The sequence below is a fragment of the Arthrobacter sp. OAP107 genome (genome assembly GCF_040546765.1).
GTDB lineage: Bacteria > Actinomycetota > Actinomycetes > Actinomycetales > Micrococcaceae > Arthrobacter.
This window is the reverse complement of sequence record NZ_JBEPOK010000001.1, coordinates 2,823,390-2,840,689: the sequence shown is the minus strand read 5'-3', so window position 1 is coordinate 2,840,689 and position 17,300 is coordinate 2,823,390. Positions and strand designations below refer to the sequence as shown.

At 60.2% G+C, this 17,300-nt stretch carries 13 protein-coding genes and 1 pseudogene; 4 read left to right on the top strand and 10 right to left on the bottom strand.

Annotated features, from left to right (window positions below; translation table 11 throughout):
* Window positions 1-244: 244 nt before the first annotated feature.
* Together ABIE00_RS13215 and ABIE00_RS13210 are read right to left on the bottom strand one after the other, a co-directional pair.
* Window positions 245-1,585 (bottom strand): MFS transporter, encoded by a 1,341-nt coding sequence (locus ABIE00_RS13215; RefSeq protein ID WP_354260919.1) that lies wholly within the window; start codon window positions 1,583-1,585, stop codon window positions 245-247.
* Window positions 1,586-1,639: 54 nt separating this feature from the next.
* Complete coding sequence (locus ABIE00_RS13210) at window positions 1,640-2,416, bottom strand: SDR family NAD(P)-dependent oxidoreductase (protein WP_354260917.1); 777 nt, start codon at window positions 2,414-2,416, stop codon at window positions 1,640-1,642.
* A 576-nt stretch (window positions 2,417-2,992) separates the two neighbouring features.
* Here ABIE00_RS13210 and ABIE00_RS13205 point away from each other — a divergent pair.
* Window positions 2,993-4,402, top strand: a complete 1,410-nt coding sequence (locus ABIE00_RS13205; RefSeq protein ID WP_354260915.1) for an aldehyde dehydrogenase family protein — start codon at window positions 2,993-2,995, stop codon at window positions 4,400-4,402.
* 477 nt (window positions 4,403-4,879) lie between these two features.
* Here ABIE00_RS13205 and ABIE00_RS13200 read toward each other — a convergent pair whose 3' ends face one another.
* The 3 genes from ABIE00_RS13200 to ABIE00_RS13190 all read right to left on the bottom strand — a co-directional run bounded on the left by ABIE00_RS13200 (window position 4,880) and on the right by ABIE00_RS13190 (window position 7,755).
* The gene (locus ABIE00_RS13200; protein ID WP_354260913.1) at window positions 4,880-6,070 is read right to left on the bottom strand and encodes an MFS transporter; all 1,191 of its coding nucleotides are present in this window, start codon (window positions 6,068-6,070) and stop codon (window positions 4,880-4,882) included.
* Window positions 6,071-6,304: 234 nt separating this feature from the next.
* Entirely contained in the window at window positions 6,305-7,153 is an 849-nt protein-coding gene (locus ABIE00_RS13195; protein ID WP_354260911.1) for an HpcH/HpaI aldolase/citrate lyase family protein, read from the bottom strand.
* 35 nt (window positions 7,154-7,188) lie between these two features.
* Complete coding sequence (locus tag ABIE00_RS13190) at window positions 7,189-7,755, bottom strand: MaoC family dehydratase (RefSeq protein WP_354260909.1); 567 nt, start codon at window positions 7,753-7,755, stop codon at window positions 7,189-7,191.
* A 222-nt stretch (window positions 7,756-7,977) separates the two neighbouring features.
* Between ABIE00_RS13190 and ABIE00_RS13185 the strand changes: the two genes are divergently transcribed.
* The 3 genes and pseudogenes from ABIE00_RS13185 (at window position 7,978) to ABIE00_RS13175 (ending at window position 11,052) form a co-directional block, all read left to right on the top strand.
* Entirely contained in the window at window positions 7,978-9,153 is a 1,176-nt protein-coding gene (locus ABIE00_RS13185; protein ID WP_354260907.1) for an acyl-CoA dehydrogenase family protein, read from the top strand.
* A 477-nt stretch (window positions 9,154-9,630) separates the two neighbouring features.
* Window positions 9,631-10,055, top strand: a pseudogene (gene panD, locus ABIE00_RS13180) (aspartate 1-decarboxylase).
* A gap of 259 nt (window positions 10,056-10,314) precedes the next feature.
* On the top strand, window positions 10,315-11,052 hold the full coding sequence (locus ABIE00_RS13175) for a GntR family transcriptional regulator (RefSeq protein WP_354260905.1): 738 nt from the start codon (window positions 10,315-10,317) through the stop codon (window positions 11,050-11,052).
* 149 nt (window positions 11,053-11,201) lie between these two features.
* Here ABIE00_RS13175 and ABIE00_RS13170 read toward each other — a convergent pair whose 3' ends face one another.
* The 5 genes from ABIE00_RS13170 to ABIE00_RS13150 all read right to left on the bottom strand — a co-directional run bounded on the left by ABIE00_RS13170 (window position 11,202) and on the right by ABIE00_RS13150 (window position 16,760).
* Window positions 11,202-11,594 (bottom strand): nuclear transport factor 2 family protein, encoded by a 393-nt coding sequence (locus ABIE00_RS13170; RefSeq protein ID WP_354260903.1) that lies wholly within the window; start codon window positions 11,592-11,594, stop codon window positions 11,202-11,204.
* Window positions 11,595-11,835: 241 nt separating this feature from the next.
* Window positions 11,836-12,939, bottom strand: coding sequence for a mandelate racemase/muconate lactonizing enzyme family protein (locus ABIE00_RS13165; RefSeq protein ID WP_354260901.1), 1,104 nt, complete (start codon window positions 12,937-12,939; stop codon window positions 11,836-11,838).
* Window positions 12,940-13,170: 231 nt separating this feature from the next.
* Window positions 13,171-14,505: an MFS transporter gene (locus tag ABIE00_RS13160; RefSeq protein ID WP_354260899.1), complete on the bottom strand. Its 1,335-nt coding sequence runs from the start codon at window positions 14,503-14,505 to the stop codon at window positions 13,171-13,173.
* A 117-nt stretch (window positions 14,506-14,622) separates the two neighbouring features.
* The gene (locus ABIE00_RS13155; RefSeq protein WP_354260897.1) at window positions 14,623-15,810 is read right to left on the bottom strand and encodes a CaiB/BaiF CoA transferase family protein; all 1,188 of its coding nucleotides are present in this window, start codon (window positions 15,808-15,810) and stop codon (window positions 14,623-14,625) included.
* A gap of 20 nt (window positions 15,811-15,830) precedes the next feature.
* The gene (locus ABIE00_RS13150; RefSeq protein ID WP_354260895.1) at window positions 15,831-16,760 is read right to left on the bottom strand and encodes an HpcH/HpaI aldolase/citrate lyase family protein; all 930 of its coding nucleotides are present in this window, start codon (window positions 16,758-16,760) and stop codon (window positions 15,831-15,833) included.
* Between the last annotated feature and the right edge of the window lie 540 nt (window positions 16,761-17,300).

Here is a 17,300-nt window from a genome sequence, read left to right as displayed (position 1 = left end):
TCCGCGCAGAACTGCGCCCATGGCCCCACACGCCGCCTTAGTGGCGCCAACGCCTTCTTCTCGAGGGGCTTGCCGGACATGTGCGATTGCCGCCGGAAACCGACGACGGGCAACAGCTCACGTGAAAAACCGAAAGGTGCGGCGAAATTCGATCTTCGCCGCACCTCCTGGAACACAGCCTTTTTGGAAGCTTGCATTTTTCAAAATCAATGTGAAAGCAATTTCGGCTCAATGAGGCATGGACTTATCCAAGATCTTCAAGTCGTACCTTGCTCGTTTCCTTCGAGAACAGGGCCGCAAGGGCTGCGGCAATGCATGTGATCGCGACGATGATTGGCGCTGCTATCCAGTTGTCCCTGGTGACGAAGGCCGTGGCAATGGCTGGCACAAAGCCGACCACCACGATGCCTGCGTTGAAGCCCACTGCTGACGCAGAGTATCGAACACGGACGTCGAACAGCTCACCAGCGAACGTTTGACTTACGGCATTCACTGCTGCGTAGAAGATGGAGAAAGCACAAATGATTGACACGAATATCATTGGAATGTTGTGTGCAACGATGGCGGCGAAATAAGCGAATGTCATTACTGCAGAAGTAATAGCGCCGAATATGATCACCGGACGGCGACCGATGCGGTCCGAAAAAAGCCCCCAAAAGGGTTGAGCAATCGCATTAATTCCATATCCGGCGATGGAGGCCCAGATCATGGTGGTATACGAAATCTCGATCCCGAACTCAGGCCGAGTCGCAAAGGCCAGTCCAAACGTGAAGAGCATGGTACCGATTGAGGCGCTCGTCGTAAGCAGAAGGACTTTGATAATGCCCCACGGATAGCGGCGGAGAGCGGTGAAGAGTGGGATCTTGATCTCCTTGTGCTCCTCTACGACCTCCTTGATGAAGATGACCGCCTCCTCGAGCTTCGATCGCATAATCAAAGCGACGGCCACGACAATGGCGCTGGCGAAGAAGGGGATGCGCCATCCCCAGGAGAACAGGAGATCATGGGGGAGGGCCGCAATTGGTAGGAATGCGACGTTCGCGAGTACAAAGCCGAGGGAATTTCCTGACTGTGTAAATGATGTGTAGAACGCCCTCCTGCCGTGCGGGGCGGACTCCAGCGTAAGCGTACTGGCCCCGGTCGTTTCTGCGCCTGCAGACAATCCCTGTAAAAGTCTCATGACTACTAGAAGGGTTGGCGCCAAAAATCCAACCTGTTCATACGTAGGAAGGAAGCCAATAACAAATGTCGACAGCCCCATCAGTACGATCGTCAAAACCAGGATGCGCTTACGGCCGAACTTGTCGCCAAAATGCGAGAAGACTACGGCGCCCGCGGGGCGGGCCACGTACCCAACGCCGAGTGTGCCGAGAGAAAGCAAGATCCCAGTAGCGGCGCTGGTGCCGCTCGGGAACATCAACGTGGGGAAGACGATAGCCGCAGCCAGAGAGTAAAGGAAGAAGTCGTAATATTCGAGAGCACCACCTACCAGAGCCGATGCGGCAGCGCGACGCGCGCGAGACTTCTCTAGCTGAGTGCCCCCCGCCGATTTGGACGTTGCGGTCATTGAATTTGTGCTGGCCACGTTAGCTCCTTTGCTGAGGTGGTGGAAATGGGTTGGCAGTTGTATCCAGGCCCACTACTCGGCCGTGCGTCCACCGTCAACAGGCACCACGGTTCCCAAGGTGTAGCCGGCCTGCGGTGATGCGAGCCAAAGGACTGCCGAAGCAATCTCCTCAGGCCTGCCGAGGCGTCCGATCGGTTGTGTGGACTCCATAGCCGCTATGCCGTCCTGGCTGCCACCGGTGACCACGTGGGCCAGTTCCGTATCGACCGGACCGGGGGCTACTGCATTTACACGGATACCCTGGCGCGCGTAGTCGAGACTGGCTGCCCGAGTTAGCCCTGCAACTGCGTGTTTCGCCGCCGTATAAATGGCAAGTCCCCTCCGTCCACGCAGCCCCGCACCCGAGGCGGTGTTTACGATGGCACCGCCGCCGCTCTTTAGGAGCGCCGGGATTTGGTATTTCATGCCGAGGAACACTCCGAGCGCGTTCGTGTCCATGATCAGCCGCCACTCGTCGACGGTCGATTCCGCCAGTGGGATGGGCCTTTGGATCCTGCCTACATTGTTAAAGGCGACATCGAGCCTTCCGAATTCGCTCATGGTTTCGTCGATGGCCGAGCGAACGTCGTCTTCCGACGTCACATCGACGTGTATTGTGATGGCTTCCCCGCCTGCGTTTCGGATGATTTTGGCCGTCTGGCTGTTGGCCTCGTCGTCGAAATCCGCGAGGGCGAGTCGTGCTCCCTCCTGCGCGAACGCGATTGCGGTTGCGCGGCCGATTCCCTTGCCTGCGCCTGTCACGAACGCAATTTTGTTTTCGAACCGGGTTGCTGACGTCGTCGTCGACATGAAGCCTCTTTCTTCGGCAGGGGTGCATTCTGCCGTTGGATTCTTATTGGTAGCTAGGTGTTCACCGCTTTCCCGGTGACTAGGATCACAGGGAGCAAGCCCATCGTGTGATGTTATGAGAATGAATGGCAAATGTTTTCTCGTGATGGGGTTATTACTGACGTGCATGTGCGCATTTTTGCCCTAAGAGCCCTTTGTTATCGTCCTGGCACTGCGCAGCCGAATTCGTATGTGACTGGTTGATGCCTCTATCACTGAATGTCATTGGTCAACTGACAGCATCGCTGGTCAGTATGAGTAATACGCCTAAGGGCGGATTCTGATGGCTGACCCGGGCGCTGAAGGCGGGACGTGCAAGCAAGCGCGGACGCTGAAAGGGTGTCCGCAGTGAGATGCGCATATAAGTCGTCATGCGTTGTTGGCGAAAGAGAATTAAGCGATAAAGGAACGGCCGAACTGCTTGGCTGGTTTTAGAGAGAGCGGGTTATGCGCATGACAGGCAACGTGATCGGTGTTCGGCGGAACGTCGGGTACATTTCAGCTGAGGGAGTAGTCACTCCGGAAGGCGGATACGTCATGCCGATTGAGAATCCCTCGACCGGCAGGCAGATCGCCCAGTTGCACGAGGTGACCGCAGAGCAGCTTGACTGGATCATCCAAGGCGCTCAGCAGACCTACGAGTCGTCCTGGCGGCACACTGCTCCTGATGTGCGCGCGAAGCTGTTGTCGGCGTGGGCGGATCGCATAGTGGAACATCGCGAGGAGCTGGCCGACATCGAGGTGGCCGACGTTGGGCATCTGCGTCGAGAAGTGCTGGCCGAGCTGGGATCGTGTGAACGGACCCTCAGGTATTACGCCGGCATTGCCGACAAGATCGAGGGCCGATCCTTCGCCCAGTTGCCAGAACGGCTCTCGTATGAGCTGCGCGAGCCATTTGGGGTCGTAGCAGGAATCAGCCCCTACAACGGAAACGCCAATTTTGTCGCGATGAAGGCGGGGCCTGCGCTGGCTGCAGGCAACTGCATCGTCATTAAGGCGCCGGAAATCGCGCCTCTGCTCAACTATAGGCTGGTGGAACTCGCGCTCGAGGCGGGGTTCCCCCGCGGGGTCATCAATGTCGTCACGGGTCGCGGAGCAATCGTGGGACCGCTACTAAGTCAGCACCCGAACATCGGTATGGTCGCCTTCACCGGTGGCCCAGTTTCTGGTCGGGCGGTGCTAACCCAGTCGGCCACTAACATCGTGCCAACGGTTCTGGAACTGGGAGGAAAGAGCCCGGCCATCCTCTTACCTGATGCCGATTTGGACTATGCGATCCCGTCGGTGCTTCACTCGAACTTCGCCAAAAGCGGTCAGAGTTGCGTGGCTGGATCTCGTATCCTCGTGCATGAGTCAATCTATGGCCGTGTTCGTGAAGAACTTGCAGCCCGCGCGAAGATCGTGCGTGTCGGGCTTCCGGAGCGGGAGTCTTCCCAAATGGGCACGCTTATTAGCCGCCAGCATCGGAGCAGAGTCGATGACCTGGTGCGGCGATCGGTCGAGAACGGAGCGACCCTTTTGGCAGGTGGTGCGCCTGCCGAAGATGGGGAACTCAGAGACGGCGCGTTCTATCAGCCGACTGTTCTGGGTGAGGTCGTTGACGATAATCCGGCAGCGACCGAGGAGTTTTTCGGGCCGGTCGCCAGTGTAATGTCGTATGCCAGCTTGGACGAAGCACTCTCGCGTGCGAACAACTCGCCATTCGGTCTGAGCGCCCAGGTGTGGAGTAATGACGCTGGTGCGATCCAGTACCTTTCTAAGAATCTTGTCGCAGGAACGGTTTGGATCAACACCTACCGTTCGTTTCACCCGACGGTGCCGTTCGGGGGGATGAAACAGAGCGGATTCGGCAAGGAGAACGGTTTCGATTCGGTGGCCATGTACACACGCCAGAAGGCCGTGGTTTGGGATCTTTCGACAGAACGTGTCCTGCCTTACAGCGACTAATAGCATTGGGGCTAGGCCGCTCCTGTGCCCAGAGGCGCCCCCGCTCTCGCCCTGGGGATAGGGGAGAGCGGGGCCGCCTTCTGGTGTCCCGGACGCCAGAGTGGCTGCGCTGGCGTGCCTGCGACGAACGCAAATCGGACACACACCAGCCCGACCGCCGATGAAACAGGCTGAGGCGAACCGCCCCCTTCGCTGAGGACAGGGGCCTTTTTCATGTGGTGGAGTCGACAGCCCCCAAATTACGGCGGCCCCGGGCCACTCCGCAACAGGCGCGCTTGGCGTCACGCTCTGCTTAAGTCAGCTGCTCGCGCAGTAACGCACGTTGTCATCGGCCAGCGTCGGAGGCAACGTCTCGAGGAACTCCCGGGACGGCTGGCGTCTTCCGACGGATGGCGACTTCAAGGGATCCCGGGACGCAACGGAATCGTCTTCAGGAAGCGGCCGGCCGGGCCGCCTCCTGTCGGGTGATTCGGGCGGTCACAAGGGCCAAGACGGAGGCCAGCAGCAGCACCACCACACTCGCCGCGAAGGTGCCGCGGTAGCCGATGGAGTCGAACAGGAGGCCGCCCAGGGTGGAACCGAGGCGATGCATGTCTGGACCACGGCCACCATCAGACCGCCGCCCTGTTCGGCATTGTGGGGCATGGCTTTGGCGATCCAGCTCCACCAGCCGACGGGTGCTGAGGTCCCCAGCAGTCCCCACACGCCCAGGAGCACAACGACGGCGGCGATCCAGGCACCGAAGGGGATCAGGGCCGCCGCGATGAGCGCCATCAGGGCAGGGATGATAATGAGTGTCCGGTACAAGTTCGGTCCGAGGAAGCGGCCGATCAGGATGGTGCCGGCAAAGCCTGTCACTCCGAGCACGAGTAGAACGAGGGAAATCGCCGTCACGTCGATCCGGGTCACGGTCTCCAGGAACGGGCGGATATAGGTGAAGAGGATGAACTGGCCCATGAAGAAGGCGCCGCAGGCCGGCATGCCCCAGGCGATGGACCGGTTATTAAATGCCGAAAAGATCGTGAAAATATCGCGGACCGTCGTCGAACGCCGGGAAACCTTCAGGGAAGGCAAGCTGATCCATTGCCAAACCAGGACGATCATGGCAACCGGCACCAGGCAGAAGAACGCTCCGCGCCATCCCATGATGGCGCCCAGATAGCTGCCAAGGGGCGCTGCCAGCACCGTGGCGAGGGCGTTACCGCCGTTGAAGATCGCGAGGGCGCGGGATAGCCGGGTGGCCGGCACCAGGCGCATGGCAGTGGCTGCCGACATGGACCAGAAGCCGCCGATGACCACGCCGATGAGTGCCCGGCCGACCATGAATAGCAGATAGCCCGGTGACAGGGCGACCAGGGCGCCGGAAACGGCCATCAGTGCCGTCAGGCCCAGCAGGAGAGTCTTGCGGTTCATGCTGCCGGCAAGTGTGGAGATCGACAAGCTCGTCAGGACGGCGAACACGCCGGAGATCGCAATGCCTTGCCCGATCATCCCTTCGGAGACCTGCAGATCGACGGCCATGGGCGTGAGCAGGCTGACAGGCATGAACTCGGAGGCGACCAGCGCGAAGGCGCCAAACGACATGGCGAAGACGCCACCCCAGTGCCCGCGGTGGCCGCTGGCCGGTCCCTGCGTCTCGCGTTCGCGGACGACGGATGTGTCAGGCATGAATTTCCCTCTCTTTGGAGTATTTCTCCGATCATCCATCCGATCATGTCCCGGGCTCCCTGATGGAGACCCACTTAAGAGGGGGTACCGTTAGGGCCTCCCTTGGCGACGCCGGGGTGGTTGATGCCAATACGTGTCACTTGTGCTCTCCTTTTCCTGCACATGCTTTTTGCGTGGAGCCCGGGTGTTCCGGTCCCGTGAGATCACGCTCCTGCCCTCCGGCGACCTATCCGTTTATTGCTGCGTTTCTGCCCGTTGCAGGATGCGTTTGGCCCGCTCCGTTACCGGGCGGTCGATCATCTGTCCGTCCACCTGCGCGGCGCCCCCTTCGGCGCCAATCACCGAACGCGCCCACAGAAGTTCTGTTTTTGTCGGTGCGAACGCTCCGCGCACGACGGCCACCTGGGCCGGATGGATGCACAGCTTCCCACCGAAGCCGAAGTTTCGGGCGAGCGTGGCGGATTCGGCTACCTTGCCACTGTCAGCGATCTCGGTGGATGGCGAGTCCAGCGGGGCCGCGATTCCAGCGACCCGGGAGGCCAGGACCAGCTGCGCCCGGGCATGGTCCAGGAACCGGTCCCCGCCGTTGGCATTGATGTCCAGCGCGAAGTCGATAGCGCCGAAGGCCAGCCGTGTCACCCCAGGCACCCTCGCGAGCTCCACAGCATTCACCACACCGGCTGCCGATTCAATCAGCGGAACCAAGGCCAGACGCTGGGGCACTTGCGCGCGCAACTGCCCCAGGGCGCCGGCGTCTTCCGCTTTCGGCACCATGATGCCGAGCAGGCCGGTACCAGGCGCCCCGGCTGCCGCGAGCAGTGCGGTGATCTCGCCGTCGTAATGGTCCGAACCCATCGGGTTCACACGCACCAACGCGCTCACACGCCTGCCGTCTTCACCTGGGGCGAGTGCGGCTAGCACAGCGGCTAGCGCGCTGGCCTTGGCGGCCGGTGCGACGGCGTCTTCCAGATCGACGATCACGACACCGGCGCCCGCGGCGCCCGCCTTCGCGAACCGCTCCGGACGGTCACCCGGAACGAATAGTGCAGTGACCGCCGCCGCTACGGTGTCCGTGCTGTCCATGTTGGTATCGGTTGTGATGCTGCCAGTCGGCCCCCTCACTGGGCGTCCCCGATTAGAGGCAGGCTGGACTCGTCGGGGCGAGCAGATTCGACGCCGGGCAGATGGCCCTGCCTGTACACCATGAAGGTGCGGCGGTAGCTGATGACGATCTTGCTGTCCTGGTTGAAGCCTTCGGTGGCCACGGTCACCAGACCGAGGTTCGGGCGGGACTTCGATTCCCGGGTGGCGAGGACCTTGGAGCGTGAATAGATCGTGTCGCCTTCATAGACGGGGTTGGGCATGCGGACCTCGTCCCAGCCCATGTTGGCGAAGACGTTCATGGACAGATCGATGGTCGATTGGCCTGTGACCAGCGCGAGCGTGAACGTGGAGTTGACTAGCGGCAGGCCGAACTCAGTGGCTTTGGCGAAATTCCGGTCCACGTGGGTCTTTGCCACGTTCTGCGTCATCAGGGTGAAGTTCTGATTGTCGGCCTCGGTGACCGTCTTCCCGAACGGGTGGTAGTAGATGTCCCCGGGCGAGAAGTCCTCGAACAAGCGGCCCGTCCATCCCGGTACCTCACGGTTTTCCCCCGCCGTCGTTTGGGGTGCTTCTTCCGTCATGGATCGATCTCCTTGCTTCCGCTGTCTCCGCGACGGCGTGGCCGTCCGGGCTCCCAATATATTTGTTGGTCACCACAGTTTTGCCGCTTGTTCGCCGCGATGTCAAGGGTTTGAAGCATGGATGAAGCCCGACTCATCTCCTTGCCATGCCTCAATATATTGAGTAAGGTCAGTTCCCAGACGGTGGCCAGGGGCCGCCTCCACTTATCCGAAGGAGTCCTGATGCCCACTCTGCCCGCCGACCTCGAACAACTGCGCGAGAAGACGCGCCTCCTGTGCGCGGCATTTCCCGACGAGTATTGGCGAGAGACGGACCGCAACCGCCGCTATCCACAGGAATTCGTGGACACCCTGACCGAAGCGGGCCTGCTCTCGGCGCTGATCCCCACCGAGTACGGCGGCCTCGGCCTCGGCCTGACCGAGGCCAGCGTCATCATGGAGGAGATAAATAAGTCCGGCGGCCATTCAGCGGCCTGCCACGCGCAGATGTACACGATGGGTGCCCTGCTGCGCCACGGCAGCGATGCCCAGAAGCAGGAGTACCTGCCCCAAATCGCCGCGGGCGCGCTGCGGCTGCAGGCCTTCTCCATCACCGAGGACAAGGCCGGCTCGGACACTACCAGCATCGAAACCGCGGCTGTGCGCGACGGCGACGACTTCATCATCACTGGGCACAAGAGCTGGACCAGTCGGATCGACGAATCCGATCTCGCTTTCGTCCTGGCCCGGACGTCCGCGAAGCCGGAAGGCAAGGGCACTGACAAGACCCACGGCCTGACTCTGTTCCTGGTGGATTTGCGCCAGGTCCGGGCGGAGGAGCCGGACACGCTCAAGGTGGTCAAGGTCCGCACCATGTTTAACTATGCGACCAACCAGATCTTCTACCAGGGCATGCGCGTCCCCGCGTCGGCCGTAATTGGAGAGGTCGGAAACGGCTTTCGCTACGTCATTGATGGCTGGAATGCGGAACGGATTCTGCTGGCCTCGGAGGCTATCGGTGATGGCTACTGGTTCACACAGCGCGGCGTACAGTATGCCAACACTCGCGAGGTGTTCGGCAGAAAGATCGGCGCCAACCAGGGGGTTCAGTTTCCTATCACCGACGCCTACATGAAGGTCCGGGCCGCGGACATGATGAGGTACGAAGCAGCACGCCTTTTTGACGCCGGAGAGCCCTGTGGCGCGGAGGCAAACATGGCCAAGCACTTGGCATCGGAGGCGAGTTGGGCGGCAGCCAATGCGTGCCTTGACGCCCATGGCGGCTACGGCTTCGTAGACGAGTACGACGTCGAACGAAAGTTCCGCGAGACGCGCATGTTCCAGGTGGCGCCAGTGAACAACAACATGATTAAAAGCTTTGTTGCCACCAAGGTGCTGGGATTGCCCCGCTCCTACTAAGGCGTGTGCAGTGTGTCTGGTCCTCCCGCCCTCTTGCGCGAGGTACCAATCGCTTTATGACGCTCAGGCATACACGTGATCCGGTTTTGCTGTCCAAACTCGACTGCATCTAATTAGGAGTAAACGGTGGATATTCAGCTCCAACCAAATTGGCAACGGACTCTCGGCCAGCGCGTAGAGATTTGGAGAGGCGGGAAATTCATCCGGGAAGGGACAGTGGAGGCCGTCATGCCGGACAGTTCTCTTCTGTGGATTTCTGCGGAAGGCAACTTTTCGAGGCAGATGATTTCTCGCCGTGACGGGTACCAGGTTTTCACGCATTTCCTGCCGCCACGTCCATCCCCAAACGACCACTAAAATCCTCAGTTGAGAAGGCACACTGCAGGGCCCGGTCCCATCGGGTCCTGCAAGGCGACAGCGTCATGCAGGATGCTTAGTGGTGGCTTGGCTGCTAGACAGGAGTACTTGGAGCTCACCATGAATCGAACAATGTTCAAATCCAAATAAATCGGGCTACTGTCACCCACGCGGACATGCACTACGTTGGTTCTGTCACCGTTGACCTGGACCTCCTCGATGCAGCTGGCATCCTTCCGGGGGAGCTGGTGACCATCGTGGATATGACCAACGGCGCACGCCTTGAGACATACACCATCGCCGGCGAGCGTGGCTCGGACGTCATCCGCATCAACGGTGCGGCAGCATACTTGGTGCATGAAAACGACATCGTCATTCTGATGACGTATACCCAGGTGACGGCCGGGGACGTGAGTGCTTACGAACCAAGGGCGGTCCATGTCGACCAAGACAACCGGGTTATTGAACCGGGCCATGATCACGCCAAGGGCCCCGTACCGGGACTTTTACGCCCGCCGCCCGCACTGAACGACGCCGCCATCTAATACGGCCCGTAGGTGTAAGTAATCGACCTCAGTTGCGCCGAAGCGTACTTTCGCGCTCGACTTCTCCGCCTGGCCGCAGATGTCGGACCCAACCGCGATACGCGGAATCGCGGCCGGGCCGCGTGCAGGTTGTTCCAACCTCGCAGTAGGATGCCGCTGGCGCCCTCGCGCATTTGCAACGTCAGTCCTGCACAGCAGGTCAGCCGTGGCTGATGCCGTATGTTAGGTGGGGAAATTGATCAGAAAGAGTGCGCAGACCATGACCAGCCGAAGTCAACGCAGCAACGCACGCCCGCAACTGAGCGAGAAAGCGACGGCCCATATCCGGGGTCTCATTATGTCCGGTGAACTAAGGCCCGGGACACTAGTTCGTCCCGAGACCATTGGCGAGGAACTGGGCATCTCCACGACGCCGGCACGCGAGGCCCTGCAAGCTTTGCGCGTGGAGGGCTTTCTCCAACTGGTGCCGCGGCGCGGATTCGTCGTGGGTCCGCTCACGGGCGAAGACATACGGGACCTTTTCCAGGTCCAGGCCCTCATCGGCGGCGAGCTCGCCGCCCGCGCGGCCGCCAATGCGACCGAACGAGACGTGGCTGAGCTCGAGGCACTGCACCACGAGCTGATTGCCGCTGCCGCCCGGAACGATCATGAACGGCTGGAAGAGAAGAACCATGCCTTCCACCGCGAGATAAACCTGCTCGCCGATTCTCGCAAAATTATCTGGTTGCTGGGCCTGGTTACTCGGTACGTCCCGAGGCAGTTCTACTCATCCATTCCGGGCTGGCCGCGGGCAACCATGGACGACCACGCCGAACTGCTCAAGGGCATGAAGGCGAAAGACCCGGCGGCAACGCGGGTGGCTATGCACCAGCACATCGTCCATTCGGGTGAACTGCTGGCCGCCCACTTCGATGCGCGCGTCGCGGCAGCCGAAGCGGACAACGAGCCGACGTATACCGCGCAGACGAACGCCGGCGGAGGGCTGGCTTCGGCCTAAACGCCGCCCTTACGGACAAACCGGAAAACCGGTTTCAGTGTCATTATCTTTCCCTATTCGGTTGGAACAGCGCCAACACGGGTCCCATGCGGCCACCGGGGCATTGAGGGTTCCAAGCGGCGAAATAGGACTGGTGCCCGCGCTTACTTTCAAACGTGCAGCTGGGGTGTGGCCTGGTAGGCCACGAACTTCCAGGAACCCTCTTCGCGCACCCACACGGCCAGGGCACTGTTATGCATTGTCATGGAAGTGCCGTTGACGGTTAAGTCAGCGTTCATTTGGACACTGACTAGCGCTGTGTTCCCAATGATTGTGATGTTTTCGCTTCTGTGGTCTATTCGGTGGTACCGGACGGCGCCCGTCCGCAGCTTGTCCGTATAGGCTGTCAGGGAATCCCTGTTGCCTCCCGAATGCGTATATATGAGCTCCGGGTGGCATAGTCTTTCGAAGGTGTCGACGTCGCCTGCAAGGACCGCACTGTAGCGTTGGTCCTCGAGCCTTTGAACGACGACGGCCTCTGCGTCGATCCTTGCGGCAACCATGTTTTTCCTCCATCTTTCGGCTAGGGACTACCGGGGAGCTTCACATGAAGTTCCCCTTCGGGCGCATTACTCGCGAACGTAGTTTTCGAACTTTTCGCCTCGGGGGCAGGGAAGGTACCGACGTGGCGGTGGTCTCGTGTCATCGCAAGAGCCGGAGTCCATGCACCGGTGAGCCACCCTCGTGGCGAGGGGGAGGCAACAGAGACATCACTGTCGTGTTGTTGGTCCCCTCTGATCAGGATTACCGGTTGTCGATCCGGTAGTGCCTGAGCTTATCTTCATCGATTCCGACTCCAATTCCGGGGAGCTCCGATGGAATAAGAACGCCCTCCTTGACCACGAGCTGGTCAGTTACAAGGTGGTCCGTGAAAACGTTGAAGTAATCGAGTTCCCCGGGTTCGCAGGCCACTTGCCGAAACGCGGATCCGAACGCGAGCGAGGCTGCTGTCCCGACCATGCTGTCGGCCTGGGTGCCTAGCAGCGTTCGAGCACCTAGCGCGCCAGCCACAGCCACCAGCCGGGCGGACTCTGTAAACCCTGTTCGGGTGGTCTTGATGCTAAGCGCCCGTGCCGAGCCAGAGGTTAGCTCCCGTGCGGCGTCAGCGACGGTGGGTGCACTCTCGTCGGCCATGACCGTGACGGGGACGTGCTGTGCCAGGCGTTGTCGTCCGATCATGTCCTCGGCCGGGCTCGGCTCTTCTACGAGGTCCAGGCCGTAGTCGGCCATGGCAGTCAGGGCTCGGATCGCTTCTTCGGCGCGCCAGCCATGGTTGGCGTCAACGTAGATCGTAGCTTGGTCTCCGACCGCCTCACGGACTGCTGCAATGCGGGCGACATCGCTGCGCAAGCCGGTGCCGACTTTCACCTTGAAAGAGCTGATTCCGCTCTCGGCCACGGCCCGCCGGGCCTCGTCTGCCGCCTCCTCTGCTTCCCCCATGGTCAGGATCCGGGTCACGCGGATAGGAGTACTTACCCCGCCCAGGAGCCGCCACGAGGGCATCCCCGTCACCTTTCCGCGCAAGTCGTGGAGGGCGACGTCAATGGCGCCCCGAGTAGTGTTGTTCGCGATAAGCCACGACGTCTTCTCGTAGAGATCCTCGACGGCCAGCGGGTCGGCACCGAGCAGTGCGGGTTCCAGCCACTGCTGGATGGCCGCCACGATCGACGTCTGGGACTCACCGTAGACAAAGGAGCGGGACGAGGCTTCACCGATGCCGACCAGGCCCTCGTCAGTGTGGACACGCACCAAGACATGTTCGGCGCTGTTCAGGACTCCTGACGCAGCGACAATCGGATGGTGGTAAGGGATCGTGAATGGAACGGCCTCGATGGATGTGATCTTCAAGTGATGTCTCCTGGGGTTTGCCAACCCAGTTCCCCGTGGTCTTACGAGGTTCCTGGCTAAGGCTGCATGCTAGGCGCGTGAGAGTGGATAAGATCTCGGATTGGACGTCGGCCGTTAGGCCCTATGGAACCGAAGCAATGGGCTTCTCAGTGGTTTACGCAATAACGTCGATGGGCATTGCTAACCCAGTCCCAATTGCATTGCCGGAAAACTAGCGCCCACTTCGAATCGTCATTCCGGCAGGGGTCGATTGCTGGTTTCTTGTACGAAGAAGGCCCCAATGGCGGAAGGTAGGACTACCGCCATCAGGAGCCAGGCGGGCGAATAGACATTTCCGGTCGTACTGACGAGCCACTGTGCAATGTAGGGCGTTGGCCCAGCAATAACGGACACGATAAGACCCATCGAAAGCGCAAAACCCGTGTAGCGGATTCGGGTCGGGAAGGACTCGAGGACCGGAGCTACCTGGGTCCCGGTCCCCAGCCCATGCACGATGGCAATGAGGATTAGACCCAGTGTAGGAAGAACGTAGCCACCCATCTGGATCAAGGCAAAGGCCGGGTACGCTGATACGAGGGTTACGGTTGCGCAGGCGAACAGCATTGGACGCCGCCCGAAACGGTCCGAGGCGAGGCCAGCAACTGGTTGGACGATGATCATGACGACGACGGCGATGGAGATGCAAACTAGCGCCCCTCCGCTAGAGAGCCCCGCCGACTTCGTCAAATACGATGGCATGAACGTCATGAGGAGGAAACCCGGGACCTGGACGGGCAGGTTGAACAAGGTGGCGCGGCCCATCATCCTCCAACCGGCGGTATTGCTGACAACGGCTTTGAGAGGGCTCCGGCTCTTGGCGCCTTCATGCTCGATATTATCGAAGACAGGCGTTTCTTCGAGTCGGCCTCGGATGTAAAGCCCGATTGCGCCCATAGGTAAAGCGACGAGGAACGGGATTCTCCAGCCCCAGCTCTGCATTGCTTCAGCGGATAGCGTCGACACCAGTAGCGTCGCTACCAGCAAAGCCACCAACTGTGCACTCATGACCGCGATCGATAGGAAGCTAGTTAGGAATGCCCTGCGGTTATTTTGGGAATACTCGCCGATGAACAGGGCCGCACCGGGAAATTCACCGCCGGCTGAGATTCCTTGAACCAATCGGAGCAGGGCTAGCATGACAGGCGCCCAGATGCCGGCCGTGGCAAAGCTCGGAAGTATGCCGGTCAGGACCGTGGACACGGTCATGACGATGATGATCGCCGCCAAGGTTCGTTTGCGACCAATCCGATCACCGATAGGACCCCAGAGCAGCCCACCTAATGGCCGTGCTAGGAACGCCAGCGCAAAGACCGCGAAAGTCTGAAGAATTCCAGCGGCTTCATTGGAGGTCGGGAAAAAGACGGAAGCCATGACTGAGGCTAATGCCCCAAATGTCACCAAGTCGAAGTACTCGACAAAAGTTCCAATGGACCCGGCAACCAAGACATTTCTTGGTAAACCCTTAGCGCCTTGCTTCTCACCAAGGCGTGGCGATTGAAGACTGCTCTTCTCTGTGGTCCCGGCCATTTGGTATCTCTCCTTTGAGAACTGATGTTGAGTCCAAAATTATTTTGTTGAAAAATCCGCAGGCCGAAACCCAGCCGGACCACCAGGCATTACTTCAGCCCGCCTCCCGCAAGCACTTCAGCCCGCCTCCACACTGGCTACCGACAAAGCGGGCGAGGAACCCTGACTAACGTTGTTTTTGGTGGCGGGTGCGTTGAGGAGTTGGTTGTGTGCTCCGAGTTTTGGGCCGAGTGAGCGGACTTGCCCGGGAGTTCGCGAGAGGCGGGGTACGGGGGCGGGTACGGTGAATTTTCCGTATTCTTCGCTCTCAACGGGGACGAGGTTGTGGCGGGCGGCGATGTGGGGGTCTTTGGTGATGTCGCTGGGTTTGCTGACCTTTTCCGCGATCACGCCGACGGATTTGAGGCTTGCGACTGCTTCGTCGGAGTTTTGTGTTCCGAGCCAGGCGCCGAGGGCGTCCTTGATCACTGAGACAGGGATGTCGTCCTCACCCTTGACTTCCAGGTGCCCGCCTTCCTGCAGGAAGTCCACGACGTTGCCGACGTGTTTTCCGGTTGCCGCGGATACGACCACGAACTTGCCGTCGATGGTGGGCAGAATTTCTGTGATGAAGCCGCCAGCAAAGGGAAATGATGCCCCTGCGCGGGTGGAATCTATTCCTAGAACGTCAAGGAAGGGCACCTGCCAATCGATCATCCTGAACAGGCCTTCATAGAGGGGCAGGTCGATCATCTGTCCCAGTCCGGATGTGTTCCGCTCGTGGAGAGCGAGCATCACGCCAAATGCGCCGAAAACACCGGTGACCAGGTCTCCGTGGGAGTAGCCCGGGTGGACCGGCGGGCCGTCAGTGTAGCCGGTGAGGTTCGTGGCACCGCTGAAGGCTTCACTGATTTTGCCGAAGCCTGGACGGGCACTGTAGGGACCGGTCTGGCCGAATCCGGAGATTCGGAGCATCACCGCTCTGGGATTGATGGCATGGACGTCATCCCAGCCCAGGCCGAACTGTTCCATGACTCCGGGGCGGTAGTTTTCAATCACTACGTCCGCGCTTTCGACCAGCTCGCGGGCAAAGGCCGCGCCTTCGGGGCTACCCAGGTCGACTTCCACGCTCTTCTTGTTCCGTGCGCTGACCTCGAACCAGAGCCCGCGCGCGTTTTGTGGGCCCATCTTCCGGAGGCTGTCGCCCTGGTTTGGGCGCTCAATCTTTATAACCTCGGCACCGTGATCGCCCAGCAGGCTTGCTGCGAAGGGCCCTGCAATCACGTGGCCGAATTCAAGTACCCGGATTCCTTCTAATGAGGACATTGCTTCTCTTCTCGTAGTCTTTAGTTAATGGGGCTGACAGTGAGTCTGTATTCCGAGGCACGTTCAAGCGTGGCTCGGGCTGTAACGCCGTGTGCGGTATCGATCATCTGGCCGTCAAGTGCGACTGCACCACGGCGCTCTGTATGCGCGTGTTCCAGAGCCTTGAGGACCCGTTCGGCCCTCTCGATCTCTTCACTGCTGGGACCGAAAGTCGTGTTTGCGGCCAGCACATGCGATGGATGTATCAGCGTCGCCCCGGCATATCCAATATTTCTTGCCTGCTGCAGCTTCTCTTGCATCTCGTCCTCACCATGGCGCACCGAGGCCGAGACCATGGCATAGGTGGCGCAGCCGGCGGCCCGGCCTTCCAGCTGAACGTAGGAAAGCAGGAACAGAGTCTCCAGACCGGATCTCGTCGGCGTGAAGCCGACCGACCGTGCAACGTCTCCGTCCGGTATCGTGCCTGTCATCAGGCTCTTGACACGCTCATCGCAGCTGCCCAATTCGAAGGCCTTGCGGATACCTGCGGCACTCTCCAGCATCACGTGGACGTCAAGCGGCCGGGCCCGGTTCGAGTGCTGCTCGAAGAGTTTGACCGTGTTTATCAGCATCTTCAGGTCGTCGACACTCTCCGCCTTCGGCACCACCACACCAGCGCAACGGGAGGCGACAATGGCCTGAATGTCCTCGAGAAGATGGCCGGAATGTATCTCATTCATCCGGGCCAGCAGCTGCACGTCACCGTGATCGTCCGCCTGGATTGATTTCAGGGCCTCCCTCGCGACAGGCTTATCTGCTTCAGCAACAGCATCCTCTAGGTCGAGAATAAGGGCGTCTGCCCCGGCGCGGATACCGCTGCTGACCCACCCAACCTTGGTCGCCGGGATAAACAGCAGGGACCTGAAGAGCTGCCGCGTATTGGCGACAGCAGCGTCGGTTGAGATCGTCATGGGGCTCCCGTGCAAATCGAGAAGGACGCTGGTCATTCAACGTCCATCGGGTAGTGACAATCACAGCGTTCACGCCGGTGATACGAGTCACAGATCGGATAAACCCATCCTCCGTTGTGATGAGACTCGACGGCAAATGACCATTCCTGATACCTCCATCACCTCGCGACATCAATACACCGCACAACGACGGACGCCGCCCCACTAACCCGCCACAAGCGCCCGGGCTCCCTCCCCGGATCGCGGCCAACGGCAGTAAGCCGGAAAATGCTTATCCAACAAGTCGGGAGGATTAGCCGTCAAGGAAAAGTCGCAACTCGTCGGGTTGAATCAGCCTGGGAGATCTGCTCCAATGCCGATGGCAGGATGACCAACTCGCCCTGATCAACCAAGTGAGCTGCCCGGTCCGGCGCCCTCTTGGGGTCTTGAACGAGTTGGAACGGCGTCAAGGTGGGGGACCGAGGTTCGGTGCCCGCGCCCGGAAAGGATTAAATCCCAACGGAGGAAGTTGGGTGTGGCCCGGCCTCCCCAAGCCGGGGT

Bases quoted from the DNA above. Each gene is read 5' to 3' on its own strand.
- ABIE00_RS13195 (WP_354260911.1), bottom strand. From the start codon at position 7,153: ATGGACAGCACGGACACCGTAGCGGCGGCGGTCACTGCACTATTCGTT.
- ABIE00_RS13190 (WP_354260909.1), bottom strand. From the start codon at position 7,755: ATGACGGAAGAAGCACCCCAAACGACGGCGGGGGAAAACCGTGAGGTA.
- ABIE00_RS13185 (WP_354260907.1), top strand. From the start codon at position 7,978: ATGCCCACTCTGCCCGCCGACCTCGAACAACTGCGCGAGAAGACGCGC.
- ABIE00_RS13155 (WP_354260897.1), bottom strand. From the start codon at position 15,810: ATGTCCTCATTAGAAGGAATCCGGGTACTTGAATTCGGCCACGTGATT.
- ABIE00_RS13200 (WP_354260913.1), bottom strand. From the start codon at position 6,070: ATGCCTGACACATCCGTCGTCCGCGAACGCGAGACGCAGGGACCGGCC.
- ABIE00_RS13210 (WP_354260917.1), bottom strand. From the start codon at position 2,416: ATGTCGACGACGACGTCAGCAACCCGGTTCGAAAACAAAATTGCGTTC.
- ABIE00_RS13175 (WP_354260905.1), top strand. From the start codon at position 10,315: ATGACCAGCCGAAGTCAACGCAGCAACGCACGCCCGCAACTGAGCGAG.
- ABIE00_RS13150 (WP_354260895.1), bottom strand. From the start codon at position 16,760: ATGACGATCTCAACCGACGCTGCTGTCGCCAATACGCGGCAGCTCTTC.
- ABIE00_RS13205 (WP_354260915.1), top strand. From the start codon at position 2,993: ATGCCGATTGAGAATCCCTCGACCGGCAGGCAGATCGCCCAGTTGCAC.
- ABIE00_RS13170 (WP_354260903.1), bottom strand. From the start codon at position 11,594: ATGGTTGCCGCAAGGATCGACGCAGAGGCCGTCGTCGTTCAAAGGCTC.
- ABIE00_RS13160 (WP_354260899.1), bottom strand. From the start codon at position 14,505: ATGGCCGGGACCACAGAGAAGAGCAGTCTTCAATCGCCACGCCTTGGT.